This is a genomic window from Acidocella sp. (assembly GCF_050253495.1).
In the GTDB taxonomy this organism is placed as follows: domain Bacteria; phylum Pseudomonadota; class Alphaproteobacteria; order Acetobacterales; family Acetobacteraceae; genus Acidocella.
Genome location: NZ_JBFWIX010000005.1, coordinates 33,324 through 60,250, shown reverse-complemented (window position 1 = coordinate 60,250; position 26,927 = coordinate 33,324). Strand labels below are relative to the sequence as shown.

Here is a 26,927-nt window from a genome sequence, read left to right as displayed (position 1 = left end):
GATCCGGTCGCGAGGGGAGGTATGAGGTTGTGCTGAAGCGTCTGAGGGGCATGTTCACACGAGGGGAAAGCCAGCCGGCCGGCACGACCTGGCATCCGCATCTTGGTGGGATTGGCGGTCAAACGCTCGCGGATGTTCTGCCGCTATTTCCAGGTGCTGTGCCACGCCGGAGCATTGTTCTGGCCACTTCCGAGCGCACCGGCAGTGAATGGCTCTGCGAAATCATGGGCGGCACCGGCGTTATGGGACGGCCTTCCGAATATTTGAATACTTACTGGATGCGCCGTTTCATCCCCGATTATCCCGAGGATGTCCCCAGCCAGATCGCGCTGGCCAGGCGCTTCGGCGTGACGGCCAATGGCTGCTTGGCTATCAAGATGCATCCCTGGCATTTCGACAGGCTGCCGGGAGATGCCGTGTTTTCATCCTTCTTTCCGGACCCGCGATTCGTGTTTCTGACCCGGGAGGATCATCTCGGCCAGGCGATTTCATTGGTGCGGGCGCGGCAGACGGAAAAATTCCATTCCATCACCAGCGAGACGAGACCGGCTGAATATGATGCCAGGCAGATCGAGGATGCGCTGGGCGAGGTGATCGTCAGCCAGGCGCGCTGGAGCAAGTTCTTTAGCCGCAACGGTATTCAGCCGCTCCGCTTGAGCTATGAAGATTTTGCCGAAAAACCAGAGGAAACCCTCAAACGGATCGCGGCTTTCGCGGGCGTTTCGATCCCCTTCGCCCGGCATGGCATCCGCGCGCGGTTAAGCGTGCAGAGAGACGGCACGAGCCATGCCTGGCGCGAGCGTTTCCTGAGCGAGAAGCGCGACCTGAACCGGCTCGACGGTTTTTAGGGCGGCATGGGATCAGATGGCTTCATCTGATCGGATCGAATGATTTGTTGAGCCGTGAAGCTGGATTGTTTTCCGCCGGCGCCCTTGTGGCCACCTTACGAAAAAGCCCGGCAAAATGCCGGGCTTTTCCATTTCAGACGAGAGGCCGGACTTATGGCTTCATCGCGTACATGCTGTAATTGCCGTCGTGCCAGCGCCAGATGGCGTAAGCGGCGTTCACGACATCGCCCTTGGAGTCGAAGGTGATCGGCCCGAGAACCGTCTGCCACGGACCGCCGGCTTTCAGTTCGGCCGCGACTTTGGTGGGGTTGGTGGTGCCAGCCTTCTCGGCGGCTTCGGCCCAGACCTGCACGGTGGCGTAGGAGTACAGAACATAGCCGGACGGATCTTCCTTCAGCGCCGCGAGTTCGGCGACAACCTTGGCCGCGGCGGGGTCTTTCTCGGCCGGGGGCGGGAAGGTCATCAGCATGCCCTCGGCGGAGGAGCCCGCCACCTGCCACAGGGCGGAGGTCACGGCCGCATCCTCGGCGAAATATTGCGGCTTGAAGCCCTGCGCGGCGCCCTGGCGCATGATCAGCCCCATGTCGGCATAATAGCCGCCCATGTAAACCAGCGTGATGCCCTGCGCCTTCAGGCGCGAGATCAGCGCTGAATAATCCTTGTCGCCGGCGGTGTAGGAGGTGCTGTACGCCACCTTCACGCCCAGTTTTTTCAGATTCAGCCGGACCTGGTCGGCAATACCCTTGCCGTAGGTGGAATTGTCGTCCAGCACCGCGATCTTGGCATCGGCGAAATGCTTGGCGATATATTCCGCCGCCACCTTGCCTTGCTGGTCGTCACGGCCGCAGGTGCGGAAGATGAAGGGGCTGCCATCGTCCGTATAGGCGGGGTTGGTCGAGGCCGGGGAAATTTCGATGATCCCGGCATCGGTATAGACCTTGCTGGCCGGGATGGAGGAGGCGGAGCAGAAATGCCCGTCCACCATCACCACCCCGTCCGAGACCAGTGTGTTGGCGGCGGAGACGGCCGTCTTCGGATCGCACGCGTCATCCACCGCGATGGGAACGAGCTTTTTGCCCAGAACGCCGCCGGCCTTGTTGATGTCGTCCACCGCGAGGTCGAAACCGGTCTTGAGCTGCACACCGAAGGCGGCGTTGGAGCCGGTGAGAGGACCCGCCACGCCGATTTTGACCTGTGCGTGGGCGAGGCCGGTCCCGAGCGCCAGCAGGGCCGCTGTACCGAGTAGGATGTTGCGCACGTGTTGCTCCTGTTGCTGTTTATTGAGAAGGGAGAAGTCTCGAATATGAGCCCAAAATTTGGGCTGTATCAATGGCCGCCTTCGAGATAGGCGGCCCTGATTTCGGGCTTGGCGAGCAATTCCGCGCCAGTTCCGCGCAGGGTGATCTGGCCGTTGACCAGAACATAGGCTCTGTGCGCCAAACGCAGCGCCTGGTTTGCATTCTGTTCCACCAGCAGCACGGTCAGGCCGGTTTCACGGTTGAGGTCGCGGATGGCGCCGAAGATCTGCTTGATGACGAGCGGCGCCAGCCCGAGGGATGGTTCGTCCAGCAGCAGCAGCTTCGGCTTGCTCATCAGCGCGCGGGCGATGGCGAGCATCTGCTGTTCTCCGCCGGAGAGCGTGCCCGCCCGTTGGGCGAAACGTTCTTCAAGCCGGGGGAACAGCGCGAACATTTTTTTCAGGTTCGTGTCGTAATCTTCGTAATTGATCACCTGCGCGCCCATCAGCAGGTTTTCCTCCACGCTCATGCGCGGGAAGATGCGCCGCCCCTCCGGCGATTGCGCGATGCCCCGCCGCGCGATCTTGAAGGCGGGGAGGGCGGTGATGTCGTCTCCGCAATAAAGCACGCGCCCGGTCTTGGCTTTCGGCTGGCCGAAGATCGTCATCATCAATGTGCTCTTGCCGGCGCCGTTGGCGCCGATGAGGGTGACGATCTCGCCTTCCCTCACATCCAGGCTGACATCGCGCAGTGCCTGGATGGGACCGTAAAAGCTGCTGACGCCTTGCAGTTCGAGAACATTGCTCATGCCGCGCTCTCCGCCACCGGGGCGTCGGGGTCGTCTTCATCCCCCTCACCGAGATAGGCGGCGATGACAGTGGGATCGGAGCGTATCTCCACGGGTGTGCCGTCGGCGATTTTCTTGCCGTGATCAAGGACAACGATGTGATCGGAAATCTTCATCACCACGCCCATATCGTGCTCGATCAGCAGCAGCGAGCAGCCCTCGCCGCGGATTTTCAGGAGCAATTCGTTCAGCCCGGCTGATTCGCGCGGGTTGAGGCCGGCGGCGGGTTCGTCCAGGCACAGCAGGGCCGGCTCGGTGCACATGGCGCGGGCAATTTCAAGGCGCCGCTGCGCGCCATAGGGCAAGGCCCCGGCCGGATCGTCCGCGCGGCCCAGCAGATCCGTCTGCTCCAGCCAGTGCTTGGCCAGATCGATCGCCCTGCGTTCCGCCGCGCGGTAGGCGCCAAGGCCGAGCACGCCGAGCACGCCGAAACCGGTGGCCGATTGCAGCACATTATGCTGGGCGACCAACAGATTTTCCAGCGCCGTCATGCCCGCGAACAGGCGGATATTCTGGAAGGTCCGCGCGACCTTGCCCTTGCGGGCGATGGCATGGCCGGGCAGCGTCTCAAGCTGGACGATCTTGCCGAGCTCGGGTGAGACCACGATGCTGCCGACCGTGGGTTTGTAAAACCCGGTGATGCAGTTGAAGAGCGTGGTCTTGCCCGCCCCGTTGGGGCCGATGACGGCGGTGATATGGCCGCGTTCGGCGGTGAAGGAGACGTCGTTCACGGCGGTGAGGCCGCCGAACCGCATGGTGAGGTCGGTGACGGAAAGAACGGTCATGGCTCAGCCCTTTCCTTGTGAGATAAGCTCGGCGCCGATGGCCCTGGCCTTGCCGAGCGAGACGGTGGGGCGACGGGTGGAGATGAAACCGCGCGGGCGCACGATCATGATCACGACCAGCGCGATGCCGAAGATCAGCATGCGGTAGATCTGTAGGGATTGCAGCATTTGAGGCACCCCGATCATCACGCAGGCGGCCAGCACCACGCCGAGCTGGCTGCCCGCCCCGCCCAGCACGACAATGGCGAGCACGGTGGCGGATTCGATGAAGGTGAAGCTGTCCGGGCTGATGAAACCCTGGCGCGCGGAAAAGAAGCACCCCGCGAAACCGCCGAAAAACGCGCCAATGGCGAAGGCGGTGAGCTTGGTGTTGCGCACATTGATGCCCAGGGAGCGGCAGGCGATTTCATCCTCGCGCAGCGCCTCCCAGGCGCGCCCCAGCGGTTGCCTGCGCAGCCGCAGCGTGACCCAGTTGGTCAGCAGGGCCAGGGCGAGGATGATATAGTAAAGAAACGCGTCGCGCTGGCCGGGCGTGGGGTCGATGCCGAAAAACCCGGCAAAGGTGCCCGGCCCGCCCGCCATGGAGAATTTCAGCCCGAACAAGGTGGGCTGAGGCATGCCCATCAATCCGTTGGGGCCGCCGGTGAGCGACACCCAGTTGGTGATGACGAGGCGGATGATCTCCCCGAAGGCCAGGGTGACGATGGCGAGATAGTCGCCGCGCAGCCGCAAGACCGGAAAGCCGAGGCACATGCCCCAGAAAGCGGCCAGAATGCCCGCGATGGGCAGGCATTCCCAGAAGCTGAGCCCGAAATTGATCGAGATCAGCGCGAAGCTGTAGGCGCCGACGGCGTAGAAGGCGACATAGCCGAGATCCAGCAACCCCGCGAGCCCGACCACGATGTTCAACCCCCAGCCCAGCATCACATAGGTCATGATCAACACGCCCAGATCGATATAGGCGTTGGGCAGGCCCGGCAGCAGCGGCATCGCCACGGCGAAGACCAGCAGGGCCGGGGCGACGAAGCGCCCGCTTTTTTGCAGCTGGGCGCCAACGCCGGGGGCGATTTGCTCTGGGCGGTGGCGCTGCCAGGTGAGCATGGCCATTCGGGCCAGGAAGCAGGCCAGAATCGCCAGGATCAACGCTTCCGGACGGCTGGAGAGGGTGAGGTTGCCCGCGGCGTTGTCGTTCAGCCGCAGCCCGACGAAGGGGCCGAAAACCAGCAGCGCGAAGAAGGCGACCATCGCCGCGTCCTTCAGATCCTCAAGGAGCGGTTTCATACTTTTTCCACCTCATGACGGCCGAGCAGGCCGCTTGGCATGAACATCAGCACGATGGCGAGGATCGAATAAACCGCCGCGTCCTTGTAGGCGACGGTGGCATAGCCGGACCAGAACGCCTCGATGAGCCCGATCAGCAGCCCGCCCAGCACGGCGCCCGGCAGCGAGCCGATGCCCCCCAGCACCGCCGCCGTGAAGGCTTTGATGCCCGCGTTGAAACCGATGTAAAAATCGATCACCCCGTAATAGAGCAGGAACATCACCCCCGCGAAGGCGGCCAGGGCGGAGCCGATGATGAAAGTGGTGCTGATGGTGCGGTTGGTGTCGATCCCGAGCAGGGCGGCCATTTTCGCGTCCTGCTCGACGGCGCGCATGGCGCGGCCCAGCGGGGTCTTGGTGACGATATAGGTGAACACCGCCAGCACCGCGAGGGTGACCGTGATGATGGAAAGCTGCATCCAGGATAGCTGCACCACGAAGCCGCCCTGGTTCATCAGCGTGATGCCGCCGGGAATGAGGTCGGGAATGGCCCGTTCCAGCGCGCCCTGGCTCACCTGCACGTAATTCTCCAGCAGGATGGACATGCCGATGGCCGAGATCAGCGGCGCTAGGCGGAAGGAGCCGCGCAAGGGGCGGTAGGCGACGCGCTCGATCGAAAAACCGTACACGGCGCAGATGAAGGCGGAAAAAACAAAAGCCGCCAGGATCCCCAGCGGCACGGAGGTGATGCCCGTGAGGGCGGTGAGGGCGATGATGCCAGCGAAGGCGCCGATCATGAACACATCGCCATGGGCGAAATTGATCATGCCGATAATGCCGTAGACCATGGTGTAGCCGATGGCGATCAACCCATAGATCATCCCCAGAGTCAGGCCATTGATGAATTGCTGCAACGCATAGGCCATGCGGACTCCTTATGACTTCGGACTATGCGTGTATTGGATATGACGGTTGCGTTAAGGTCAATGCCCTCGAAACTAGTCATTTTCCGTAGGGATGGGGGTAAAAAACTTCCGCCCCGGGGCTTTTCAATGCCATCATCAATGTTTATAGGGCCTCCACCGCACCGCCGCTGGGTGGAACGGGTTGGGTGCATAGCTCAGTTGGTAGAGCAGCTGACTCTTAATCAGTAGGTCCAAGGTTCGAATCCTTGTGCACCCACCAACAAACTTTCAAAATTTTAGATCTGGCGGCGGTTCCATTATGGGCAACCTTGCGGTTGCGCCGTAAGATTGTGCGTCGTTTGGGGGCCGGACCTGGCCTCACCACCTCCATCGGGGGTGGAAACGCCAGAATCCGGCCCATGCAAGAGGATGGCGGGACAAAGCAGGAGTTGGGCCTGACGAGCCCCCGATACCGGGTGTTCTGAATAGGCTCCAAGGCGGTATCCGGTCAGATGGCGTTGCATCCGGCCGGACAAAACTGTTTTTAAAACAATATGTTAGCGCGTGCTCCGTAAACCAATGCGGACGAAAAACGCTCCATTCAATGTCACGGCCTCATGAGAGACAAAACGGATTGGACATAAGATGGATTCGCCGCGCGAATCCGTCTTATGTCATCCGGCCTTAACCGCCGACATAAACGTCATACACGCTGCCCGCCTTTTCGGCCGTGCCGTTCCAGCCCTCATGCACCGGGGTTTGCGCCAGGGCGCTGGTGTCGGGGGTTGTCAGTTCGGGGTGGGGGTTGGCCAGGCTGGGTGAAAAGGCGCTCAACCGGATATGGTCGTAGCCCTGAGCGTGAAGCTGGTCGGATAGCTGGGCCTGACTTTCAACGCCGGTGACGGCGACATGAACCACGGGCGTGCGGGAGATCAGCCCATTGGCCAGGGCCGGGGTGGCGCCGGCCAAGGCGGCCAGCAGCGAGACAGACGCGAGAAAACGCATGATACGATACCTTCTATGAAACAGCTTCAGGGGAGCTTGGCTTCCCTCATGCTCGCTAGATGGTGCGCTCTGCCGTGAATGATAATATGGGAAAAACGCCATAAATTATGAACTGAAAGTTTCTAATCCCGCATGGACCGTCTGGCCGAGATTACCGCTTTCGTGAAGGTCGCCCAAACCGGCAGCTTTGCCGAGGCGGCGCGGCAAATGCACGTCTCCGCCACGATTGTGAGCAAACATGTGCGCGAGCTGGAAGAATGGCTGGGCGTGCGGCTGTTCAACCGGACGACCCGGCATGTGGCGCTGACCGAGATCGGGCATGTGGTGCATGAGCGTTGCGCCGATTTGCTGGCCCAGTTCAACGAGCTGGAAACAACGGCCGGGCGCTGGCGCGGTGAGCCGCGCGGGGTTTTACGGATCAGCGCGCCGCTTTCATTCGGCGGCGGTCCGCTGGCGGCGCGGCTGCCCCGTTTCGCGGCGCTTTATCCTCATGTCACCATCGATCTCACCTTGATGGACAGATATGTGGATGTGGTCGAGGAAGGCTTCGACGTGGCCATCGCCATCGGCGAGTTGCCTGATTCCAGCGCCAAGGCGCGGCTGCTGTGCAATCTGCGCAGCAGCTTATATGCCAGCCCGGCCTATCTCGCCGCTCAGGGCTGCCCCACCAAGGCGGAGGATCTGCTCGCGCATAATTGCCTGCTGCATATAGGCGGGCCGCTGACCGATAGCTGGGGTCTCACCGCGCCCGACGGGCAGCGGCATCATCTGAAGGTCAAGGGCACGCTACGCACTAACAGCGTGACGGCGCTGCTGACGTCGGTGCTGGCTGGGCAAGGGGTGACCCTGCTGCCCGATTACACGGTGGCGGAGGCCCTCGCCGAAGGCCGGGTGGTGAAGCTGTTGCCCGACCACCATGTGCCGGAATTGCCGGTGCGGGTCGTCTACCAGCCGGGGCGCCATCTTGCCGCCAAGGTGCCGGCCTTCATCGATTTCGTGACCGGGGCCTTCCCGCGGACGTCTTAAGCCTGTTCCGGGTCGGGTTGTTTTGAACCAGCCCGCCGCCCCCCCCTCAAGATGTTCAGGCCGGTTGCCCGGTTATGTCGTGAAACGGCCTTCAGGGCTGTTCAGGGGGGCGGCTTGCGGGCCGAAAATGCCAAGGCGCGGCAGTTCGATGACCGGGCAGCGATTCATCACCACGGCCAGCCCAGCCTCGCGAGCTTCCCGCGCGGCGGCCTCGTTCACCACCCCAAGCTGCATCCAGATGGTTTTCGCCCCCAGCCGGATCGCCTCGCGCACGGGCTCCAGCACCTCCGTGGGACGGCGGAACAGATCCACCATGTCGAACGGCGCGGCCTCGGCCAGGCTGGCGGCAACCTCGCGGCCATGGATCTGCTTGCCCGCCAGGCCTGGGTTCACCGGGGTGACCTCGTAACCATGCCGGAGCAGAAACCGCATCACGCCGTTGGAAGGACGGTCCGGCTTGGCCGAGGCGCCCACCAGCGCGATCCGGCGGTTGGTGGTGAGGATGGCCCTGAGTTCCGCGTCGCTGATCTGTTGTGTCATGTCTCTTTCCCAATCCTGGGCCATTGGCTAAGCCTGTGGCATGATCAAAGGTCTTTCCGCCTGTGTGCTGCTGAGCCTGCTTACCTTCTTTCTCTGGAAAACGCCCAACCAGCCCCAGGCGGGAGATGTGTCCATGCCGGCGGGTAAGTTCAACTCCCTGTCCTATGCGCCCTATCAGGCCTGGCAGACGCCGATGGATAAGAGCTTCCCCACGCCGGCGCAGATCGCCAGGGATATGAAGCTGATCAAGGGAGAGGCGGATGGCATCCGCACCTATTCTTCCATCGAGGGCACGCTGCCCGAGACGATGGCGCGCATCGAGGCCGGAACCGACATTGTGGGGCTGGCCAAAAAGGCGGGGTTGAAGGTCTGGCTGGGTATCTGGCTCAGCTCCAACCCGGCGGACAATCGAAAGGAGATGGCGGCGGGCATCGCCGAGGCCAATGCCTATCCCGACACCGTGACGCGCGTGGTGGTGGGCAATGAGGTGCTGTTGCGCCGCGACCTTTCCGTGGAGGATCTGATCAAGGACATCGATTATGTCCATGCGCGGGTGAAGCAGCCCGTGGCCTATGCGGATGTGACCGATTTCTGGGCGCAATTCCCGCAAGTGGCGCCGCATGTGAACATCGTGATGATACATTTTCTTCCTTATTGGGAGAACAAGCCGCTCTCCGTCGATGGCGCGCTGGCGGAGATCGGCGCCACCACCGAGACGTTCAAGAAAATGTTTCCCGGCAAACAGATCTCCATCGGCGAGACGGGCTGGCCCTCGCGCGGGCGCTGGCGCGGCCCGGCCGCGCCCTCCCGCGTGAACGAGGCGGTGTTTCTGCGGCGTTTCGTCGCCCTCGCCGACAAGGAGGGCGTGGATTACAACCTCATCGAGGCGTTCGACCAGAATTGGAAATATGAGGATGAAGGCGTGGCCGGGGCTAATTGGGGCATCTGGAATGCCAACCGTGTGCAGAAATTTCCACTGAACGGGCCGGTGGTCGAGCATCCCGCCTGGCCCTGGTATGCCGGGTTGGGAGCGCTGGGCGGGTGCCTGCTGTTCGCCTCCGTCGGTTTTCGCAATATGCGTCTGGCCGTGCCGGCTTTCGCGCTGGGTAGCGGGTTTGCCCTGGCCTGCATGGGCACGCTGCCCTTGCTCTACGATCGTTGGCTGCGATTGGACGCGCTGGTGAATTTGCCCTTGCAGGCCGTGCTGGCCTTTGCCGCCATCCGCCGGGCCGATGCGTTTCTGGCCGCCCGCCCGCCCGCCGCGACGCGGAACGGGGCGGAGATCCTGGCGCGGCTGCGGCGGGGGCGCTTCTGGTTCGATTACGGCTCGCTCTGGTTCCTGTTTCTGGTCTCGGCTGCCGTGTTCGAGGCGCTGCTGGTATTCGACGGCCGGTATCGCGATGCGCCGATGTCGGTGTTCATCGTCGCGGTGATGGCCTCGGTGCTGCGGCTCTGGACCCGGGATCGTCCGGCGCTGGGGTGGGAGGAGGTGCTGTCCGGCACGGCGCTGGCGGCGCTGGCGCTGGCGGATCTGGTCATCGAGGGGCCGCAGAATCTGGAATTCATCATGTGGAACATCGCGGCCCTGGTGCTGGCGGCGCCGGTGTTGCTGGGGGTGTGGCGGCGCTTCAAGGCGCGCCGGACCGCCTTATAACCGGACCGCCTTATAAATCGTAAGGGGGCGATTTTTCGTAGGCGGGCAAGGTGTCGTCCAGCCCTTGCCAGGAGACACGCTCGCACACCCAGCCCTGGGTGGTGGGGCGGATGGCCTGCGGATTGTCCAGCGACCCCAATGTCACGCCGATGGAGCGGTTTTCATGGTCCGTCATGTAAAGCGGCGTGCCGCAATCGGGGCAGAACCAGCGGGTGGCGACTTCGGATGTGGCATAACCCTTGGCCGTGCCCCGGGTGAGGGCGAATCGGGCGGGCGGCACCTGCACCCAGGGCAGGGCGGCCGCGCCGCTTTCCTTGCGGCATTCGCGGCAGAAACAGACATCCGCCACGTCGTCCGGCTCATGCTCCAGCCTGTAGGTGATGGCGCCGCACAGGCAGCCGCCGGTTAGGGTGACGGGCATGTTCAGAAGGTAGGAGGCGAGTTGGCGCTGATCAATATGCAAGGCTCCTCGCCCTGATTGCGGAAACGGTGCGGAATATCCGAACGGAAATAATAGGCATCGCCGGGATAAAGTGTTTTTTCCTGAACACCGACCGTGACCGTGAGGCTGCCGGAAATGACGAGGCCGCATTCCTCACCCTCGTGGCGCAGCATGGTGTCGCCCGTGTCCGCGCCGGGCTGGTAGACTTCCCGCAGCATGCCCAGTGCCCGCCCCTTGGCGCGGCGGCCGACGAGGCGCATGGAAATTTCAGGCTGGTGGGCGATTTCCGGCAATTCCGCGGCGGTGAAGAACACCTCGTCGGACGGGGAAAAATTCAGCGTGAAAAAATCCGCGAGGGAGAGCGGAATGCCGTCGAGAATTTTCTTGAGGGACGAGATGGAGGGGCTGACGCGATTCTGCTCGATGAGCGAGATGGCCCCGTTGGTCACGCCCGCGCGACGGGCCAGTTCGCGCTGTGTCAGCCCGAAAATCTGCCGGACCAGCTTCAGCCTTGTACCGATATCATCGGACATTCCGGTCTCTTGTAATGCCAATGACATTGCGTTGCCCTTATACGTTTAGGATTTTCAACAACCTACGCGAAAAATCCCATTGACCGCAACCAAAAGCCGGATGAAGCAAAAAAACTTCTTGCGAATATTCTTGACGCCCCTCCGGAAGCTGAGCGACATTGCGCGGGTAACAAAAATTGAGGATTTGCGTGCTGTGGACCGCCAAGCCGCGTGAAAATCAACCTGTGATGGGCCGTGGAGTCATCTCCGGTGACCCGTCCGCGATTCCCCGAGGGGGAGGCTGGGCCACGGGCCGCTGGCGCATGGCACCGCCGGCTTGGCCAGGGCTTTTTAAAGCTTTCGCCAAGGCTTTTTGAAGTTTTTGCCGGGGTTTTTTGAAGTTTTTGAATGACATTCGATTGTCAGTTTTGAAATAACCGGGCTGCGCGCGCGGTCCATGCGGCACCGCGCCTGCTCCCATGGAGAGAGCATGACCAATAGCATTGATTTGAAAGAATGGTTCGAGGAACATCGTATCACCGAGGTTGAATGCCTCGTTCCCGACATTACCGGTATTCCGCGTGGCAAGATCATGCCGGCGGAAAAGTTCCTCAAGGGTGGCGCGCCGCGTTTGCCGGAGGCGATTTTCATCCAGTCCGTCACCGGCGAATATCCCGACGATCCGACCGACAAGCTCACCGACCCGGCCATCATCGACATCAAGCTGGTGCCGGATGCTTCCACCGTCCGCCTCGTGCCCTGGGCGCATGAACCAACCGCGCAGATCATCCATGATTGCCAATACGCGAACGGCACGCCGGTGCCGATCGCGCCTCGGCAAGTGCTTCAGCGTGTCCTCAAGCTGTATGAGGATAAAGGCTGGAAACCGGTGCTGGCGCCGGAGCTGGAATTCTATCTCGTCGCGCGCAATACCGACCCCGATTATCCGCTGGTGCCGCCCGTGGGGCGTTCGGGACGCCAGGAAAGCGGCCGCCAGGCTTATTCGATCGACGCGGTGAACGAGTTCGACCCGCTCTTTGAGGATATGTACGATTATTGTGACCTGCAGGAGATGGATCTCGACACGTTGATCCATGAGGAAGGCGCGGCGCAGGTGGAAATCAATTTCCTCCATGGCGACCCGCTGCATCTCGCGGATCAGGTGTTCCTGTTCAAGCGCACGGTGCGCGAGGTGGCCCTGCGCCATAATATCTACGCCACCTTCATGGCCAAGCCGATGAGCAACGAGCCCGGCAGCGCCATGCATGTGCATCAGAGCATCGTCGACCCCAAGACCGGCCGGAATCTCTTCGCCGGGCCGGATGGCAAGGCCAGCCCGCTCTTCAAGAGCTATCTCGCGGGCCTGCAGAAATACATCCCCGCGGTGATGCCGATTTTCGCGCCGAACGTGAATTCCTACCGCCGGCTCACACGTTTTTCCAACGCGCCGATCAATCTGCAATGGGGGTACGACAACCGGACATGCGGGCTGCGCGTGCCCTTTGGCGACCCCGCGGCGATGCGCGTGGAAAACCGCGTGCCGGGTGCCGACGCCAACCCGTATCTCGCCTTCGCGGCAACATTGATCTGCGGTTATCTGGGGATGATGGAAGAGCTGCAATCCACGCCCGAACAGATCGGCTCCGCCTATACGGGCAAATACACGCTGCCGCGCGAACTGTCCCATGCGCTGGAGCTGATGGAGCGTTCGACGCAGATCCGCGAGGCGCTGGGCAGTCAGATCGTCGATGTGCTGGTGGCGGTGAAGCGGCTTGAATATGAAACCTATCTGCGCGTTATTTCCTCGTGGGAGCGTGAGCACCTGCTGTTGAACGTCTAGGCCCGCGCGCGCCAGTGACCGTGCCGGCCTCGCGGTCGGCCTTCGGAGGGGCGAGGCCGCGTGATTTCGCGCGGCCTCGCCCGCTACGATCTTGTCTGGACATGCCGCCCGCGCGCGGGGGCTTCCCGCCGTGCGGATTGTCCTGAAACATTTAAAAAGTCTGGGTTTCACATGGAGACGAATTATTATCAGGCCACGCGCGGCGTGGCGTTTTCCGCGCCCGAACTGGACCAGGATCTCGAAGCGGACGCGGTGATCGTCGGCGGGGGCATCTCGGGTGTTTCCGCCGCCCTGCATCTCGCGGAGCGCGGCTACAAGCCCGTGCTGCTGGAGGCGCAGGATGTCGGCTGGGGAGCCTCGGGCCGCAATGGCGGTCAGGCTTTGCCCGGCTTCGGCGCATCCATGCATAAAATGGTTCAATTGGTCGGTCAGGGCCAGGCCAAGATGCTCTGGGACATGTCGGTGGAGGCGGTGGATCTGCTGCATGCGCGCATCCAGCGCCATCAGATCCCCTGCGCGCCGCATGTCGGGTATCTGCATGCGGCGCTCAAGCCGCGCCAGGTGCGGGAGCTGAAGGAAGAGCAGGACGAGCTGGACAGGCTCGGCGCGCCGGTGGGGCGGCTGCTGGAGGGCGCGGAACTATCCGCCCGCTTGAACAGCCCCCGTTATATCGCGGCGCTTGAGGATAAGCTGGCGGGCCATGTGCATCCGCTGAATTACACGCTGGGGCTGGCGAAAGCGGCGCAGGAGGCCGGGGCGCGCATCTATGTGCGGTCGCCGGTCACGCGTGTCGAGCATGGCCCGCGCGTGACGCTGCATGTGGGAGGGCACAAGGTTCGGGCCAAATTCCTCATCATTGCCGGTGGCGCTTATCTGAACGGGCTGGAGCAGAAGATCGACGGTTATATCATGCCGGTCGGCACCTATGTCATGGCGACGGAGCCGCGCGCCGATGTGCGTGATCTCATTCCCGGCAACGAGGCCGTGGCGGATGTGAATTTCGTGCTGGATTATTTCCGCCGTTCACCGGATGACCGCATGCTGTTTGGCGGACGCGTGTCTTATTCCACGCTGCCGCCGCCCAATCTGGGCGCCGCGATGCTGAAACGCGCCGTGGCGGTGTTTCCACAGCTCAAGGACGCCCGGGTGGAATATGCCTGGGGCGGGTTTGTCGACATCACCCGCAACCGTGCGCCGCATTTTGGCAGGCTGGCGGACAATATTCTCTTCCTGCAAGGGTTCTCCGGCCATGGGCTGGCGCTTACGGGCCTGGCCGGGAAGCTGGCGGCGGAGGTCGTGGCGGGGCAGGCCGGGCGGTTCGATGTTTTCACGCGGATTCCGCATGCGCGTTTTCCTGGCGGCAGGCTGTTGCGCACCCCGGCCCTGGTTTTGGCCACCACCTGGTTCCGCTTGCGCGACATGCTGTGAAAGCAGGGCGCGGTCCGCGCGGGGGTGGGCTGTTTTCGAGTTGAACCGGCCTGGGGCTGTCCTGGGCGCGCCATCCGGGTGGGAGTTGCAATCCACGCGGCACAAACGGCAATATGGCCTCCACTCAAACGCGGGTAGGTATCATGTCGGTTCGCAAATTCCTGCTTCCTGTCAGCAGCACGGCCTCGGCCGAGGCCGCGCTTCAGGCCGGGTTGCTGCTGGCGCGCATGTGGAACGCGCATCTTGAGGTGCTGCATGTGCAGGCCGACACGCGTGAAATCGCCCCGTTCGCGGGGGAGGGACTGTCCGGCGCGTTGATCGAGGACATGATGAGCGCGACGGAACGCGAGGGCAGCACCCGGGCGCAAGGGTTGCGGGAGATGTTCTCCCTGGCCACGCAGGGGGCCGGTGTACCGGTGGGGGCGGCGCATCGCGGCGCCAGCGAGCCGAGCGCCGCTTTCGTCGTCATGACGGGGCGCGAGGAGCAGCTTGTCGCCTATAAGGCGCGGCTAGCGGATCTGACCATCGTGCCGCACCCGCTGGCGGGGGAGGATGTGGCGGCGGCCGAAGCCCTGCATGCCGTGCTGTTCGATTCCGGCCGCCCGGTGCTGCTGGCCCCCGTGGTGCCGCCCGCCAGCATTGGCAAGCGCATCGCGATCGCCTGGAACGGTACCGCCAACGCGGCCTCGGCCCTGGCCTCGGTCATGCCCTTCGTGCGGCAGGCGGAGGCGGTGCGGATTCTGGCGTCGGAGGATTATAGCCGCCCCGGCCCCAGCCCCCAGGAAGTGCGCGAATATGTCTCCCATCATGGCGTCGAGGCGGAGATCGCCTTCTTCCGTCCGGTGGAACGCAGCACCGGCGCGGGCTTGCTGGCGGCGGCGGCCTCGTTCGGGGCGGATCTGATGTCGATGGGCGCCTATTCCACCTCCTCGCGCCTGCGGCAATTGATTCTCGGGGGAATTACCCGGCATGTCCTTGAAAACGCCCAGATTTCCGTTCTGATGAATCGCTGAGCCCCTGGCTGCAAGCCACATGGGGCGGCATGGGCCGCGCAACGATCTTCCCGTGGTTTGAAACGCCTCCGCACCGGGGGTGAAGAAGTGTAACCCCGTGGCCTGTTACAATTGAGGTTGCCTAGGCTCCGTGTCATTTAAGTCACAGTCGCCTCGCGGCGAAGGCTTAACGGTTCAGTCAGACGCAGGAGTTAAACATGAAACAAATCCGTACCCGTGGCGCGGCATCCGCCTTCGCCCTGTTGGGGGCGACCGCGCTGGTGGCGGTCAGTGTGTTACCCGCGCGGGCGGCGGACACCTCGCTGGACGCGACCAAGGCGGTGCAGCAGAGCTTTACTCCGGTTCCGGATTTTTCGGCGCTGGTCGAGAAGGTCACGCCGGCCGTGGTCTCGGTGACCGTGAAACTGAAAACCGATCAGACCTCGGATGACAGCAATGGCGGCCAGAGCCGCAACGGGCTGCCGCCGGGCTTTCCGCAGATTCCCGGCTTCCCGCCGGGCTTCCCCTTCGGCTTTGGCATGCCCCAGCAGCCGCAGGCGGTCGAGGCCAAGGGCTCGGGCTTCATCATCAATTCCAATGGCACCATCGTCACCAATAATCATGTGGTGAAGGGGGCGAAGACGGTGACCGTCACCCTCTCCAACGGCGACACCTATCCCGCCAAGATCATCGGCACCGATCCCAAGACCGATCTCGCGGTGCTGAAGATCGATGCCGGCAAGGCGCTGCCTTACGTGGAGCTGGGAGATTCCAAGGATGTTAAGCCGGGCCAGTGGGTGGTGGCCATGGGCAATCCGTTCGGGCTGGGCAATACGGTCACCACGGGCGTCGTCTCGGCCTTGGGGCGTAATATTGGGGATGGTCCCTATGACCGTTTTATCCAGACCGACGCGCCGATCAACGAGGGCAATTCCGGCGGGCCGCTCTTCAACCAGAAAGGCCAGGTGATCGGCGTGAACACCGCCATTCTGTCGCCTTCGGGCGGTTCCGTGGGCATTGGCTTTTCCATCACGTCGGACATGGTCAAGCGCGTGGTCACGCAGTTGATTGCCCATGGCAAGGTGACGCGCGGCTTCCTGGGGGTTTCGGCGCAGATGGTCTCGCCGCAGATGGCGCAGGCGCTGAAGCTGCCAATGGCCAACCCGAATGCCGATGGCGCGTTGATCGCCGCGGTGGCGCCCAACAGCCCGGCATCGAAGGCGGGGTTGAAGCCGGGTGACGTGATTGTCGCCGTCAACGGCCAGACCGTGACCGATCCGGGCGATCTGGCCACGGACATCGCGAATATCGACCCGACCCACAAGGCCGATATCAGCTATGTGCGCGCCGGGCAGAAGAAGGACGTGTCCGTGGCCGTGGAGGAAATGCCCTCCAACCCCGACGCGAGCTTCCAGCAGGGCGGTGCCGGCAATCAGCAGACAGCCTCCCAGGGGGCGCTCGGCATTACATTGGCGCCGCTGACGCCGGATTTACGCAGCCAGCTCAACCTGCCCACGGACGCCACCGGCGCGGTGATCGTGAATGTGAAGCCGAACTCCCTGGCCGACGAGGCCGGCTTGCAGCAAGGGGATCTCCTGGTGGGGGTCGGCCCGACGGACATCAGCAGCCCGGACGAAGCCGTGGCCGCGATCAAGGCGGCGCGCAAATCCGGCGCTGGCGCGGTGGCGCTGCGCATTGTCCGTCAGGGGCAGGCGCTGTTCGTCGGGATCACGTTGTCCGGCGGGAACGGCAAGGACGGGAACTGAACAGACCCGCCCGCCGCGAGGCGGGCGGTTGTGCAAGGTGCCGCCGGGTTGGATGAACTCATCAGGCCCGGTGGCGCCCGCCAGATTGACCCCGCCGGACTGACGGGGCGGGATATGGGACGGTTTACCCCAGCAGCCGGCCGATGACGCGCGCGGTGTAGTCCACCACCGGGATGATCTTGCCGTAATTGATGCGCGTGGGGCCGATGACGCCGATGGCGCCGACGATCCTGTCCTGTGTGTTGCGCGCGGGTGCTACGATCATCGAGACACCGGCGGTGCCAAACAGCCCGGATTCGGCGCCGATGAAAATCCGCACCCCATCCGATTCCTCGGCGAGGTCGAGCAGCCTCAGCAATGTCTCCTCGGTTTCCAGCCGCTCGAACAAGGCCTGGATGGCGCCGAGTTTTTCGAGCTGGTCGATATCTTCCAGCAGCCGCCCCTGGCCGCGCAGGATCAACGAGCCGCCGCGCCCCTCCAGCCTGTCGCCATTGCCCCAGGTGGCGAGCCCGGCCTCGATGACGGCACTGGTCAGCTCATCCAGCGCCGAGCGGTCGGCCGACAATTCCGCGTTCACGCGCTTGCGCAGCTCCGTCAAGGTCAGGCCGGAGAGATGCGCGTTGAGAAAATTGCTCGCTTGCTGCAATGCGCTGGGCGGCAGGCCGGGCGGGGTTTCGATGATGCGGTTTTCCACCTGCCCATCGGCCGCGACCAGCACCACCAGGGCCCGGCCGGGGGAGAGCGGCACGAACTCGATATGCCGCACCGGCCCGTCCCCCTTGGGGGCCAGCACCAGCCCGGCGGCGGCGGACAGGCCCGAGAGCAGGCTGGAGGCCTGGGTCAGCGTATCCTGCAAAGAGCGCCCCGAGCGGGCGAGGGAGAGGTTGATATTGGTCCGCTCCTCCTCGGAAAGCTCGCCGAATTGCAGCAGCCCGTCCACGAACAGCCGCAAGCCGCGCTCGGTCGGCAGCCGCCCGGCGGACGTATGGGGGGAGAAGAGCAGCCCGGCATCGGTCAGATCCGCCATCACGTTGCGGATGGTGGCCGGCGAGAGTTTCTGCGGCAGCAGGCGCGAGAGCGTGCGGCTGCCCACGGGCTCGCCGGTTTCCACATATTGCTCCACGATTTCCCGCAGCACGGCGGCGGAGCGGCTATCGAGCCCTGGCGGAAGGCGGGGCAAAGGGGTGGTTGGTCTATGGTCCATATGGCTTGGCTCGGATAATAGCACGGCGGAGCAGAATATTAAGGAGATGAGTATGCGGCCCTCAGGCAGAGAATTCAACGCGCTGCGTCCGGTGTCCATCGAAACCGGCTTTTCCCACCATGCCGAGGGTTCCGCCTTGATCCGCATGGGCGGCACGGAGGTGCTGTGCACCGCCAGTGTCGAGGGGCGGGTGCCGCCCTTCATGCGTGGCCAGGGCGAGGGCTGGGTGACCGCCGAATATGGCATGCTGCCCCGGGCCACCCATACGCGCGGCGACCGTGAGGCCGCGCGGGGCAAGCAATCGGGCCGCACCCAGGAGATCCAGCGCTTGATCGGCCGTTCCCTGCGTGCCGTGCTGGACCGCAAGGCGATGGGCGAGATCACGGTGACGCTGGATTGTGACGTGCTGAATGCCGATGGCGGCACGCGCTGTGCCTCCATCACCGGCGCCTATGTGGCCATGGTGCTGGCGTTTCGGCATCTGAAGGCGAAGAACGTGATCAAATCCATGCCCATGCTGGGGCAGGTGGCGGCGGTGTCCTGCGGCATCGTCCAGGGCCACCCGGTGCTGGATCTGGATTATGCCGAAGATTCCTCCGCCGATGCGGATGCGAATTTCATTCTCACCGCCGCCGGTGGTATCGTGGAGATCCAGGCGACGGCGGAGAAATCCAGCTTTGACGAGTCGGCCTTCAACAAGCTGCTGGGGCTGGCGCGTGAGGGCACGGCCGCTCTGTTTGTCGCGCAGAAAGCCGCTCTGGGCTGAGAAAGGGCGAGAGAGGATGAATATCGGGCTGATCGTGGCCGCCGGGCGGGGCTACCGTGTCGGCGGGCCGCTGCCGAAGCAATATCTGCCTTTGGCGGGGCAGCCGATTTTGCGTCATACCATCCAGGCGCTGGCGCGCCACCCCGCGATCGACGCTGTGCAGGTGTTGATTCATCCCGACGATCAGGCGCTGTACGACGACGCCACCGCCGGGCTGGAGAAGCTGCTGGCGGTGCGGTTTGGTGGCAAGGAGCGCCAGGATTCCGCGCGGTTGGGGCTGGAGGCCATCGGGCCTCTGCAACCCGCCACCGTGCTGATCCACGATGCGGTGCGGCCCTTTGTCGCGCTGGAGACCATCTCCGCGGTGCTGGACGTTCTAAAGCGCGGCGCCGCCGCCATTGTCGGCGTGAAGCTGGCCGACACGCTGAAGCGCGTGGAGGAAGGGGTGGTGACCGGCACGGTCAGCCGTGAGGGGCTCTGGCGGGCGCAAACCCCGCAGGGCTTCCGTTATCTGGATATTTTGCGGGCGCATCGCCATGCCGTGCGCAGCGCGCCGGAGACGGATTTCACCGACGATGCGATGATCGCCGAACATGCCGGCCTGCGGGTGGAAATGGTTCCAGGCACGGAGGATAATTTCAAGATCACCACCGCCGCCGACCTGATCCGCGCGGAGGCGCTGCTTTCGGCGGCTTGACAGCCATGGCTGGCAGCCGGCGGCGCACGGCGTTATGCTGGGCGCATCATGTCAGGGAGGCTCATATGGGCGCACGATTCTTGATGCTGGTTCCGGTGCTGACGGGGTTGGCGCTGCCCGCGGCGGCCCAGACGGCCTTGACCCTCAATGCCAGCGGTTCCGCCCAGGCCGAGCCGGACGAGGCCGTGGCCGGTTTCACCGTCCAGGCCGTGAAGCCCGATGCCGCTGGCGCCCAGGCGGCGGTGAACGAGGCGATGGCGCGGGCTCTGGCGGCGGCGCGCGCGGTGCCGGGCGTGGCCGTGGCAACGGGCGGCTATAACAGCTATTCCAGCCTGTCCGACGATAAATCCGCGCCGCAATACACCGCCCAGCAAAACCTGACCCTGACGCAGCCCGCCAAGGATGGCGTGCCGGACCAGGCTTTTACCGCCCTCCTGGCCAAGTTGCAGGGGCAGGGGTTGCTATTGACCGGACTGAACGGGGAACTCTCCCAGGACGGGCGCGCCAAGGCGGGCCGGGAAGCCATTGGCGATGCGTTGGGGCAATTGCGCTCCCAGGCGCAGGAGATCGCCAGGGTGCTGCACAAGAAAGTGGGGGCGTTGAAGACGCTGCATGTGAATACCAGCGGTGGGTCCGTTCCGCCGATGCCGCGCATGATGGCGCTGGCCGCCGCCGCGCCGCCGCCGCAATCGGCCCCGGACAAGGTGACGGTTACGGCAAACGTCACGGCCGAGATTGAACTGGATGCCGGAAATTAGACCCGGCTGTCTCACAACCGGTCGTCGTACAAAAAGCCAAGTCCCTTGAAGCCGTGAGACTGCCCCGGGACGGTTTCAGGGTAGGGCCAGTCTTGGCCTAATTGGGCGCTTGCGGGCGTCAGGCGCCGCGCAGTTCCTCCAGCCGCGCCAGCAAGGCGGGCACATCGGGCTGAACCTCAAACAGCTCCCGGATCTCGGGCTTGGCGAAGCCGCGCGCGATGGTTGATTCGACCATCGCCACGAATGGATCCGCCCAGCCGAGAATATTCACCAGGATGATTGGCTTGTGGTGCTGGCCAAGCTGCTTCCAGGTCATGATCTCGAAGGTTTCGTCGTAGGTGCCAAGCCCACCCGGCATCACCACGAACACATCGCCCAGCGCGAAGAGGCGGCGCTTGCGCGTATGCATCGAGTCGGTCACGATCAGCTCCGTCAGGCCCTGGAACTCCACCTCGCGCTGACGCAGAAAATCCGGAATAATGCCCGTCACCTCGCCGCCGGCATGCAGCGTGGCGCCGGCGGTGATGCCCATCAGCCCGACATTGCCGCCCCCGAACACCAGCCGCATGCCGCGTCCGCCCAGCCCCTTGCCCAGCGTTTCGGCCGCCGCCGCATAGGCCGGGTCGGCGCCGGGGTTGGAGCCGCAAAATACGGTGACGGAAAAACTGCCCATGAATCACTGCCTCGCTTCCAGTTCTGCCTTGTTCGTGGCAGGCTGGGGCCGCCATGGCAAGCAACGCTCTCCCAGACCCCGCCGGCCCCAAGCGGCCCAATCTGCGTTTCGTCGTCCTGATCGTGCTGGTTGTGCTGGCGCTGGGGAATGCCGCATTGCTGCTATATCTTCATTATGGCCGCACAACGCCGCCGGCGCCGCAGCCGCCGGCCGCCATTTCACCCATGCCCCCGCCCAAGCCGCAAGCCTCCAATACCGGCCCCGCCGGGCCGAGTTTCGACATTGTGCGCGTGGACCCCCAAGGCAATGCCGTGCTGGCCGGGCGGGCCGTGCCGGGCGCCAAGGTAACGGTGAAGGATGGCGATACGGTCCTGGGCACCGCCACGGCGGATTCACAAGGCGCGTTCGTGATGATCCCCTCCAACCCGCTGCCGCCCGGCGCGCATGAACTCACCCTTTCCGAGACGCTTCCCGGCGGCGAGGTGGTGAACAGCCCGCAAAGTGCGGCCGTGTCCCTGCCGGGCAATGGCAAGCCGGCCTTGGCGGTTGTGTCCGGACCGGAGGGCAGCGATGTCGTCACCGGGCAGGGGCCGCAGCCCGGCCAGCTCGGCATGGGAGCGGTGGATTACGATGCACAGGGCCACGCGGTGTTCAGCGGCACGGCCCCGGCGGGTGCCAGCGTGACCGTGCTGCTGGACGGCAAGGCGCTCGGCACCGCCAAGGCGGACAAGGCCGGGCACTGGCATGTGCAGGCGCCGGTGCCCGCAAAACCGGGCATGATCACGCTCAACGCCACGGCGCCGGATGGCGGCGCCATCGCGCCCGTCACCGTGCCCTTCGCGCCGGAAGAGCTGGCCAAGGCGCTGGAGGAAGGCCACGTGGTCATCGCCCCCGGCGACAATCTCTGGATGATCGCCCGCCGTGTTTATGGGCGTGGCACCTTGTACACGCTGATCTATTCCGCCAATGCGAGCAAAATCCACGACCCGAACCTGATTTTCCCCGGGCAGGCCTTCACCCTGCCGGAAAAGAAGACGAACTGAACAAGGCAAAAGGCTGAATGAATATTGCTGAGACTGTAAAATCGGTGATGAGCCCACCGCACAAGGCGGGGTACCCCTTCATCATCGGCGGCATTGTGGTGGCGCTCATCGGGCTGCTCTTCTGGAAGCCGCTGGCTTGGCTGGGTGTGATCTTCACCCTGTTCTGCCTGTATTTTTTCCGCGATCCGGAGCGTGTGCTGCCGCCGCGCAAGGATGTGTTCGTGGCCCCGGCCGATGGGTTGGTGGTCAGCATCGAGCAGGCGGTTCCCCCCGCCGAGCTGGGGCTCGCGCCCGAGCCGCGCACCCGTGTGGCCATTTTTCTCTCGGTGCTGGACGTGCATGTGAACCGCACGCCCATCTCCGGCACGGTGCGCAAGATCGCCTATCATCCCGGCCTGTTCCTGAGCGCCGCCGAGGACAAGGCAAGTGACGATAACGAGCGCAACTCCCTGTTGCTGCGCACCGCCGATGGGCACGATGTCGTGGTGGTGCAGATCGCCGGGCTGATCGCGCGCCGGATTCTCTGCGAGGTGGCGGAAGGCCAGCCGCTTCTGGCCGGGCAGCGTTTCGGTATCATCCGGTTTGGCTCGCGCACCGATCTGTATCTGCCCGAAGGCTGCACGCCCCTCGTGGCGGTTGGCCAGCGCATGATCGGCGGAGAGACGGTCATCGCGCAATTGCCGCCGCGGGCGCCCTCCTTTCCATGAGGCCGGTCCGCCGGCTGCCGCGGCGGCAGCGTTTTTCCGGGCTCAGCTTCAACCGCATGCTGCCCAATCTGATGACGCTGCTGGGGCTTTGCATCGGTCTGTCCTCGATCAGGCTGGGGCTGGAAGGCCGTTACGGCACGGCGGTGCTGGCCATCGCCGTCTCCGGCGTGATCGACGGGTTGGATGGCCGCCTGGCCCGCATGCTCAAGGCCACGTCCCGCTTCGGGGCGGAGTTCGATTCGCTGGCGGATTTTCTCTGCTTCGGCGTGGCCCCCGCGCTGCTGCTCTATATGTGGTCCTTGCAGCCTTGGGGCGCGCTCGGTTTTCTGCCGCCCTTGATGTTCGCCTCGGCCATGGCGCTGCGCCTGGCGCGGTTCAACGCGGCGCTGGATTCCGCGCCCAAGGCGGCTTTCGCCTATAATTTCTTTACCGGCGTGCCCGCCCCGGCCGGGGCGGGGCTGGTCTTGTTTCCGCTCTTCATCGGTTTGGCGGCGAATGAGCATAATTTGTTCTGGTTGCAGGATCTGGTGAGCTACCCGCTCTTCACGGGGCTCGTGCTGGCGGTTGTGGCGGTGCTTTGCGTTTCCACCTTGCCTGTCTGGAGCTTCAAGAATTTCAAGATCCCGACCGCGGGCATCCTGCCCTTGCTGCTCGGGGTGGTCGTCTTCGCGGCGTTGATCTTCGCGGACCCGTTTTTTGCCGGCGCATTGGCGGGGCTGGCTTATATCGTCATGCTGCCTTTCTCCCTGCGCAGCTACCGCAAGCTGGCGCACGAGGCGGAGGAACGCCGCGCGGCGATGGAACGCGATGAAACCGAAACGGAAATTCAACCTTCGGTTTAGAAAACATTGATATAAACATCCTGTAATCTTAAGCTCACTTCCAATGCAGGGGACGTTGGGAGTGGTTCATGTCGGGTTCGACGATCAGTGCCTCCAGTACGCTGGCCTTGCAACTGGGCAGTGTGGTGCAATCCCCCCTTGCCATTCTGGCGGGAGCCGGGGTCACGCTGGCCGGCACGGTGTCTTCCTCCGCCCCCAGCCTGACCAGCGCGCTTTATGGCGCATCCGGTGAGAGTTGGGCCGTCGTCAATGACGGCACACTCATGGCGGAGCTCACGCTGGCATCGGGCGGCGTGGCGGGTTTTGGCGCGTATCTGGCCGGATTCGGGGATGTCACGAACGCCACGGCCGGGTTGATCGAGGGGGGCGAGGCCGGGCTGGTGCTGCTGGCCGGAGGGGATGCGTCCAATCAAGGCACGATCCTGGGCGGTGTCGGCGGTGGAACCGGGCTGGGGCGCGTCGGTGTGCAATTCACCGGGGCCGGGTCGCTGGAAAATGCGGGGCTGATCCTGGGCGGGGCATATGGCGTGAGCCTGGGCGCGGCCGGGCTGGTCCAGAACGGCGGACGGATTGGCGGTGCCGCCGCGGGGGCGGTTCTGGCGTCCACGGGTAGTCTGGTCAATCAGGCGAGCGGCGCCTTGTACGGCGGTGTTTCGGGGGTGGTGCTGCGGGCGGGGGGCAGCCTCGTCAATGCGGGCAATATCGCCGCGACCCTGGCGGGGGCCGGGCATGAAGGGCTGGTGCTGGGCAGCGGCGCCTCCGCCGAGACCAGCGGCACGATCGACGGGTTTGATGGCGTGTGGGGAACGGAATCGGCCGCCACGCTGGTGAATCACGGCCTGATCGAAAGCGCCGGTACGCTGGGGCTGTTTTTCCCTTCCGCGGGCTACAGCTTCGTCAGTGGCGCGGCGGTGGAGCTGACGAACGGCATTGTCGACAATGACGGTCTCATCCAGGGCAATGACGTACCGGACAATCCGCTGATGCAGGCGGGCTCCGCCGGAAGCGGGGTGATCCTAGGGGCGGGGCTTCTGACCAATGCGGGCACCATCGCGGGGGGTGGCGGCTTCGCCACGCATGGCGGGGTGGGGGTGGCCGGCGGGCCGGGCTTGAGCGCCAGCAACGATGGGCTGATCGCGGGGGGTGCTGGCACATATGGCGGGACCGCCCTGTTGCTCTCCGGTGGCTCCCTGTTGAATACCGGCAGTATTCTGGGCGGCGGCGGCGCGATATCCGGCGGCAATGGCGTGGTGCTCAATAACGGTGCCACGCTGGTGAATGAGGGGGGCATACAAGGGGGGGCTGGCACGCAATATCTCTGGGGCACGGGGCTGGGCGCCGGTGTGGCGCTCTATGGCGGCGTGCTGGAGAATGACGGGCTGATCACCGGCGGCGGGCGGCAGCTCATGGCGCTGTGGATGGGCGGTGGCCAGGCTGTCAATGCCGGCACCCTCAGCGGCCGGGCGGCGGTGGCGATGCAGGGCGGCACGCTGGAGAATGACGGGCTGATCACCGGCACCGAGGTGGCGGTGGATCTGGCCGGCGGACATTTCACGAATGCGGGCACATTGGCGGGCAGCTACGCGCTTTACATGCCAGCCTCTGGCGCCGTGCTCACCGTGGCGCCGGGGGCGCTGTTTCAGGGCAAGGTCGCGGATCATGGCGGCGGCGCCACGTTGCTGCTCACCGGTGCCGGGTCGCTGGATATGGGCGCGAGCTTTTCCGGTTTTTCCGATATTTCCCTCGCCGGGTCGGGCTGGGTGCTGGCGGGCGGGCTGGCGCAGCTCGCGGGCGGGGAAACCATAACCGGCCTCGCGGATGGCGACGCGCTATTGCTGGAAGGTTTCACCGCCACCAGCGAGAGCTACGTTTCCGGTGTCGGGCTGGTGCTGGAGCAGGGGCTTGCCGAAGCCACGCTGGCCATAGCGGGCGGTCCAGCCTCGGCGGCTTTCACCGTCAGCGCCGTGGCGCAAGGAACCGAAATCGTCATTTGCTACCGCCGCGGCACGTTGATCCAGACCTTGGATGGGGAGCGCGACGTGGCGGCGTTGCGCATCGGCGACAGGCTGCCCACGCGGTTTGGCGGTGTGCGTCAGGTCAGCTGGATCGGCCGGCAGAGCTTTGGCGCGGCGCAGGTCAGGGGGAACAGGGAGCGTATTCCGGTCTGTATCCATCCCGGCGCGTTGGGGCGGGGGTTGCCGCACCGGCCGCTCTTCGTCTCGCCGGGCCATTCCATGCTGCTGGACGGGGTTCTGGTGCTGGCGCGGGCGCTGGTGAACGGCGTGACCATCACCCAGGATTATGACGGGCAGCCGGTGGATTATTTCCTGCCGGAATTTGCCGCGCATGACTGCGTTCTGGCCGAAGGAGCCTGGAGCGAGAGCTTCGCCGACGGTCCAGGCCTGCGCGCGCAATTCCATAACCGCGCCGCGTTCCAGGCGCTGTATCCCGGCCATGAGGAGCCGGCGGGCCTTTCTCTCTGCGCGCCGCGTCCGCTGCGGGGCGTGGGGTTGGAGCAGGCCTTGCGCCCGGTTGTCGCCCGCGCCGGGCGGCGGGTGCGGCCTGGCGGGCTGCAAGGCTGCCTCGACAGCGCCGATGGCCGCCATGTCCGGGGCTGGGCGCAGGACACGGACTGGCCGGAATTGCCGCAGGAGCTGGCTTTTTATGCCGGCGGCCAGCTGCTCGGCACGGCCCTGGCCTGCCAATACCGGGAGGATCTGGCATTGTCGCGCATCGGCACCGGGCACGCGGCGTTCAGCTTCACGGCCCCACGCCGTTTCAGCCCCGCCGCGTTACGCATCCGCCGGGTGGCGGACGGCGCGGCGCTTCACATCCCGGTCATCCGCGCGGCCTGAATTTGCTCAGCTCTGCACGTCGGTCACGGGCCGGTCGTCCCCCTCGCTCATTTCGGTATGCCATTCCCCGTCGCGGGTCTGGTACATGATCGGGGTGGTCTCGCCGGGCACGCGCTGTTCGCGCGCCGCGCGCCGCGCGCCGCGCGGCTTTCAGCGCGTCCTCGCGCGTGGGGTAGGTTTCCGAAAAACTGCCCTTGAATGTGTAGGCGAAACCACCGTCATGGGGCACGACCTTGTAATGCACGATGCTCATGAGCTTGTTCCTCCTCGCAGAGCCTGTTGTTCATATGGGGG

At 64.4% G+C, this 26,927-nt stretch carries 26 protein-coding genes and 1 tRNA gene; 15 read left to right on the top strand and 12 right to left on the bottom strand.

Annotated features, from left to right (window positions below):
* Positions 1-29 precede the first annotated feature (29 nt).
* Positions 30-848 (top strand): Stf0 family sulfotransferase, encoded by an 819-nt coding sequence (locus AB7D48_RS05835; RefSeq protein WP_427976416.1) that lies wholly within the window; start codon positions 30-32, stop codon positions 846-848.
* 151 nt (positions 849-999) lie between these two features.
* Here AB7D48_RS05835 and AB7D48_RS05830 read toward each other — a convergent pair whose 3' ends face one another.
* From AB7D48_RS05830 to AB7D48_RS05810, 5 genes are all read right to left on the bottom strand, one after another.
* Positions 1,000-2,106 (bottom strand): branched-chain amino acid ABC transporter substrate-binding protein, encoded by a 1,107-nt coding sequence (locus AB7D48_RS05830; RefSeq protein ID WP_427976413.1) that lies wholly within the window; start codon positions 2,104-2,106, stop codon positions 1,000-1,002.
* 68 nt (positions 2,107-2,174) lie between these two features.
* Positions 2,175-2,894 carry an ABC transporter ATP-binding protein gene (locus AB7D48_RS05825; RefSeq protein WP_427976411.1) on the bottom strand — a complete coding sequence of 240 codons (720 nt, stop codon included), beginning with the start codon at positions 2,892-2,894 and terminating at the stop codon, positions 2,175-2,177.
* Positions 2,891-3,718, bottom strand: coding sequence for an ABC transporter ATP-binding protein (locus AB7D48_RS05820; protein ID WP_427976408.1), 828 nt, complete (start codon positions 3,716-3,718; stop codon positions 2,891-2,893). The genes AB7D48_RS05825 and AB7D48_RS05820 overlap by 4 nt, the downstream gene beginning before the upstream one ends.
* Before the next feature lie 3 nt (positions 3,719-3,721).
* Positions 3,722-4,999, bottom strand: a complete 1,278-nt coding sequence (livM, locus tag AB7D48_RS05815; protein ID WP_427976406.1) for a high-affinity branched-chain amino acid ABC transporter permease LivM — start codon at positions 4,997-4,999, stop codon at positions 3,722-3,724.
* A complete protein-coding gene (locus AB7D48_RS05810) occupies positions 4,996-5,904 on the bottom strand; it encodes an ABC transporter permease subunit (protein ID WP_427976404.1) in 909 nt (302 codons plus the stop codon). Before AB7D48_RS05810 ends, livM begins: the two co-directional genes overlap by 4 nt.
* Positions 5,905-6,087: 183 nt before the next feature.
* Between AB7D48_RS05810 and AB7D48_RS05805 the strand changes: the two genes are divergently transcribed.
* Positions 6,088-6,163 (top strand) — tRNA-Lys (locus AB7D48_RS05805).
* Positions 6,164-6,567: 404 nt separating this feature from the next.
* Here the strand turns inward: AB7D48_RS05805 and AB7D48_RS05800 are convergent.
* Positions 6,568-6,888 carry a hypothetical protein gene (locus AB7D48_RS05800; RefSeq protein ID WP_427976401.1) on the bottom strand — a complete coding sequence of 107 codons (321 nt, stop codon included), beginning with the start codon at positions 6,886-6,888 and terminating at the stop codon, positions 6,568-6,570.
* 132 nt (positions 6,889-7,020) lie between these two features.
* Between AB7D48_RS05800 and AB7D48_RS05795 the strand changes: the two genes are divergently transcribed.
* A complete protein-coding gene (locus tag AB7D48_RS05795) occupies positions 7,021-7,914 on the top strand; it encodes a LysR family transcriptional regulator (protein ID WP_427976399.1) in 894 nt (297 codons plus the stop codon).
* Positions 7,915-7,986: 72 nt separating this feature from the next.
* Here the strand turns inward: AB7D48_RS05795 and AB7D48_RS05790 are convergent, their stop codons facing one another.
* Positions 7,987-8,454: a CoA-binding protein gene (locus AB7D48_RS05790; protein ID WP_427976396.1), complete on the bottom strand. Its 468-nt coding sequence runs from the start codon at positions 8,452-8,454 to the stop codon at positions 7,987-7,989.
* A gap of 40 nt (positions 8,455-8,494) precedes the next feature.
* Here AB7D48_RS05790 and AB7D48_RS05785 point away from each other — a divergent pair, with 40 nt between their 5' ends.
* Entirely contained in the window at positions 8,495-10,108 is a 1,614-nt protein-coding gene (locus AB7D48_RS05785) for a glycosyl hydrolase family 17 protein (protein ID WP_427976394.1), read from the top strand.
* A 10-nt stretch (positions 10,109-10,118) separates the two neighbouring features.
* Here the strand turns inward: AB7D48_RS05785 and AB7D48_RS05780 are convergent, their stop codons facing one another.
* Both AB7D48_RS05780 and AB7D48_RS05775 read right to left on the bottom strand, forming a co-directional pair.
* Complete coding sequence (locus AB7D48_RS05780; RefSeq protein WP_427976391.1) at positions 10,119-10,529, bottom strand: GFA family protein; 411 nt, start codon at positions 10,527-10,529, stop codon at positions 10,119-10,121.
* 2 nt (positions 10,530-10,531) lie between these two features.
* Entirely contained in the window at positions 10,532-11,083 is a 552-nt protein-coding gene (locus AB7D48_RS05775) for a cupin domain-containing protein (RefSeq protein WP_427976389.1), read from the bottom strand.
* Between the two features lie 469 nt (positions 11,084-11,552).
* Between AB7D48_RS05775 and AB7D48_RS05770 the strand changes: the two genes are divergently transcribed.
* The 4 genes from AB7D48_RS05770 to AB7D48_RS05755 all read left to right on the top strand — a co-directional run bounded on the left by AB7D48_RS05770 (position 11,553) and on the right by AB7D48_RS05755 (position 17,088).
* On the top strand, positions 11,553-12,902 hold the full coding sequence (locus AB7D48_RS05770; RefSeq protein ID WP_427976386.1) for a glutamine synthetase family protein: 1,350 nt from the start codon (positions 11,553-11,555) through the stop codon (positions 12,900-12,902).
* 171 nt (positions 12,903-13,073) lie between these two features.
* Positions 13,074-14,330, top strand: coding sequence for an NAD(P)/FAD-dependent oxidoreductase (locus AB7D48_RS05765; protein ID WP_427976383.1), 1,257 nt, complete (start codon positions 13,074-13,076; stop codon positions 14,328-14,330).
* A 143-nt stretch (positions 14,331-14,473) separates the two neighbouring features.
* Complete coding sequence (locus AB7D48_RS05760) at positions 14,474-15,343, top strand: universal stress protein (RefSeq protein WP_427976381.1); 870 nt, start codon at positions 14,474-14,476, stop codon at positions 15,341-15,343.
* A 197-nt stretch (positions 15,344-15,540) separates the two neighbouring features.
* Positions 15,541-17,088, top strand: coding sequence for a Do family serine endopeptidase (locus AB7D48_RS05755; RefSeq protein WP_427976379.1), 1,548 nt, complete (start codon positions 15,541-15,543; stop codon positions 17,086-17,088).
* A gap of 124 nt (positions 17,089-17,212) precedes the next feature.
* Here the strand turns inward: AB7D48_RS05755 and hrcA are convergent, their stop codons facing one another.
* The gene (gene hrcA, locus AB7D48_RS05750) at positions 17,213-18,292 is read right to left on the bottom strand and encodes a heat-inducible transcriptional repressor HrcA (protein WP_427976376.1); all 1,080 of its coding nucleotides are present in this window, start codon (positions 18,290-18,292) and stop codon (positions 17,213-17,215) included.
* A 52-nt stretch (positions 18,293-18,344) separates the two neighbouring features.
* On the opposite strand from hrcA, the gene rph reads away from it, so the two are divergent.
* From rph to AB7D48_RS05735, 3 genes are all read left to right on the top strand, one after another.
* The gene (gene rph, locus AB7D48_RS05745; protein WP_427976373.1) at positions 18,345-19,058 is read left to right on the top strand and encodes a ribonuclease PH; all 714 of its coding nucleotides are present in this window, start codon (positions 18,345-18,347) and stop codon (positions 19,056-19,058) included.
* A gap of 16 nt (positions 19,059-19,074) precedes the next feature.
* Positions 19,075-19,755: a 2-C-methyl-D-erythritol 4-phosphate cytidylyltransferase gene (gene ispD, locus AB7D48_RS05740; protein ID WP_427976372.1), complete on the top strand. Its 681-nt coding sequence runs from the start codon at positions 19,075-19,077 to the stop codon at positions 19,753-19,755.
* A 65-nt stretch (positions 19,756-19,820) separates the two neighbouring features.
* Complete coding sequence (locus AB7D48_RS05735) at positions 19,821-20,513, top strand: SIMPL domain-containing protein (RefSeq protein ID WP_427976371.1); 693 nt, start codon at positions 19,821-19,823, stop codon at positions 20,511-20,513.
* A gap of 118 nt (positions 20,514-20,631) precedes the next feature.
* On the opposite strand, the gene AB7D48_RS05730 is transcribed toward AB7D48_RS05735, so the two are convergent.
* Positions 20,632-21,186 carry a TIGR00730 family Rossman fold protein gene (locus AB7D48_RS05730; protein ID WP_427976369.1) on the bottom strand — a complete coding sequence of 185 codons (555 nt, stop codon included), beginning with the start codon at positions 21,184-21,186 and terminating at the stop codon, positions 20,632-20,634.
* A 53-nt stretch (positions 21,187-21,239) separates the two neighbouring features.
* Here AB7D48_RS05730 and AB7D48_RS05725 point away from each other — a divergent pair, with 53 nt between their 5' ends.
* From AB7D48_RS05725 to AB7D48_RS05710, 4 genes are all read left to right on the top strand, one after another.
* On the top strand, positions 21,240-22,229 hold the full coding sequence (locus tag AB7D48_RS05725) for an Ig-like domain-containing protein (protein ID WP_427976368.1): 990 nt from the start codon (positions 21,240-21,242) through the stop codon (positions 22,227-22,229).
* Positions 22,230-22,246: 17 nt separating this feature from the next.
* A complete protein-coding gene (locus tag AB7D48_RS05720; RefSeq protein WP_427976367.1) occupies positions 22,247-22,936 on the top strand; it encodes a phosphatidylserine decarboxylase in 690 nt (229 codons plus the stop codon).
* Positions 22,933-23,778: a CDP-alcohol phosphatidyltransferase family protein gene (locus AB7D48_RS05715; protein WP_427976366.1), complete on the top strand. Its 846-nt coding sequence runs from the start codon at positions 22,933-22,935 to the stop codon at positions 23,776-23,778. Before AB7D48_RS05720 ends, AB7D48_RS05715 begins: the two co-directional genes overlap by 4 nt.
* A gap of 68 nt (positions 23,779-23,846) precedes the next feature.
* Positions 23,847-26,633, top strand: a complete 2,787-nt coding sequence (locus AB7D48_RS05710; protein WP_427976365.1) for a Hint domain-containing protein — start codon at positions 23,847-23,849, stop codon at positions 26,631-26,633.
* Here AB7D48_RS05710 and AB7D48_RS05705 read toward each other — a convergent pair.
* Positions 26,617-26,886, bottom strand: coding sequence for a DUF2188 domain-containing protein (locus AB7D48_RS05705; protein WP_427976364.1), 270 nt, complete (start codon positions 26,884-26,886; stop codon positions 26,617-26,619). The genes AB7D48_RS05710 and AB7D48_RS05705 overlap by 17 nt on opposite strands.
* Between the last annotated feature and the right edge of the window lie 41 nt (positions 26,887-26,927).

What these genes read in the sequence shown, in the direction of transcription:
- AB7D48_RS05825 (WP_427976411.1), bottom strand. Translation starts at nt 2,894, where the DNA reads ATGAGCAATGTTCTCGAACTGCAAGGCGTCAGCAGCTTTTACGGTCCC.
- AB7D48_RS05820 (WP_427976408.1), bottom strand. Translation starts at nt 3,718, where the DNA reads ATGACCGTTCTTTCCGTCACCGACCTCACCATGCGGTTCGGCGGCCTC.
- livM (WP_427976406.1), bottom strand. Translation starts at nt 4,999, where the DNA reads ATGAAACCGCTCCTTGAGGATCTGAAGGACGCGGCGATGGTCGCCTTC.
- AB7D48_RS05810 (WP_427976404.1), bottom strand. Translation starts at nt 5,904, where the DNA reads ATGGCCTATGCGTTGCAGCAATTCATCAATGGCCTGACTCTGGGGATG.
- AB7D48_RS05800 (WP_427976401.1), bottom strand. Translation starts at nt 6,888, where the DNA reads ATGCGTTTTCTCGCGTCTGTCTCGCTGCTGGCCGCCTTGGCCGGCGCC.
- AB7D48_RS05795 (WP_427976399.1), top strand. Translation starts at nt 7,021, where the DNA reads ATGGACCGTCTGGCCGAGATTACCGCTTTCGTGAAGGTCGCCCAAACC.
- AB7D48_RS05790 (WP_427976396.1), bottom strand. Translation starts at nt 8,454, where the DNA reads ATGACACAACAGATCAGCGACGCGGAACTCAGGGCCATCCTCACCACC.
- AB7D48_RS05785 (WP_427976394.1), top strand. Translation starts at nt 8,495, where the DNA reads ATGATCAAAGGTCTTTCCGCCTGTGTGCTGCTGAGCCTGCTTACCTTC.
- AB7D48_RS05780 (WP_427976391.1), bottom strand. Translation starts at nt 10,529, where the DNA reads ATGCCCGTCACCCTAACCGGCGGCTGCCTGTGCGGCGCCATCACCTAC.
- AB7D48_RS05775 (WP_427976389.1), bottom strand. Translation starts at nt 11,083, where the DNA reads ATGTCCGATGATATCGGTACAAGGCTGAAGCTGGTCCGGCAGATTTTC.
- AB7D48_RS05770 (WP_427976386.1), top strand. Translation starts at nt 11,553, where the DNA reads ATGACCAATAGCATTGATTTGAAAGAATGGTTCGAGGAACATCGTATC.
- AB7D48_RS05765 (WP_427976383.1), top strand. Translation starts at nt 13,074, where the DNA reads ATGGAGACGAATTATTATCAGGCCACGCGCGGCGTGGCGTTTTCCGCG.
- AB7D48_RS05760 (WP_427976381.1), top strand. Translation starts at nt 14,474, where the DNA reads ATGTCGGTTCGCAAATTCCTGCTTCCTGTCAGCAGCACGGCCTCGGCC.
- AB7D48_RS05755 (WP_427976379.1), top strand. Translation starts at nt 15,541, where the DNA reads ATGAAACAAATCCGTACCCGTGGCGCGGCATCCGCCTTCGCCCTGTTG.
- hrcA (WP_427976376.1), bottom strand. Translation starts at nt 18,292, where the DNA reads ATGGACCATAGACCAACCACCCCTTTGCCCCGCCTTCCGCCAGGGCTC.
- rph (WP_427976373.1), top strand. Translation starts at nt 18,345, where the DNA reads ATGCGGCCCTCAGGCAGAGAATTCAACGCGCTGCGTCCGGTGTCCATC.
- ispD (WP_427976372.1), top strand. Translation starts at nt 19,075, where the DNA reads ATGAATATCGGGCTGATCGTGGCCGCCGGGCGGGGCTACCGTGTCGGC.
- AB7D48_RS05735 (WP_427976371.1), top strand. Translation starts at nt 19,821, where the DNA reads ATGGGCGCACGATTCTTGATGCTGGTTCCGGTGCTGACGGGGTTGGCG.
- AB7D48_RS05730 (WP_427976369.1), bottom strand. Translation starts at nt 21,186, where the DNA reads ATGGGCAGTTTTTCCGTCACCGTATTTTGCGGCTCCAACCCCGGCGCC.
- AB7D48_RS05725 (WP_427976368.1), top strand. Translation starts at nt 21,240, where the DNA reads ATGGCAAGCAACGCTCTCCCAGACCCCGCCGGCCCCAAGCGGCCCAAT.
- AB7D48_RS05720 (WP_427976367.1), top strand. Translation starts at nt 22,247, where the DNA reads ATGAATATTGCTGAGACTGTAAAATCGGTGATGAGCCCACCGCACAAG.
- AB7D48_RS05715 (WP_427976366.1), top strand. Translation starts at nt 22,933, where the DNA reads ATGAGGCCGGTCCGCCGGCTGCCGCGGCGGCAGCGTTTTTCCGGGCTC.
- AB7D48_RS05710 (WP_427976365.1), top strand. Translation starts at nt 23,847, where the DNA reads ATGTCGGGTTCGACGATCAGTGCCTCCAGTACGCTGGCCTTGCAACTG.
- AB7D48_RS05705 (WP_427976364.1), bottom strand. Translation starts at nt 26,886, where the DNA reads ATGAGCATCGTGCATTACAAGGTCGTGCCCCATGACGGTGGTTTCGCC.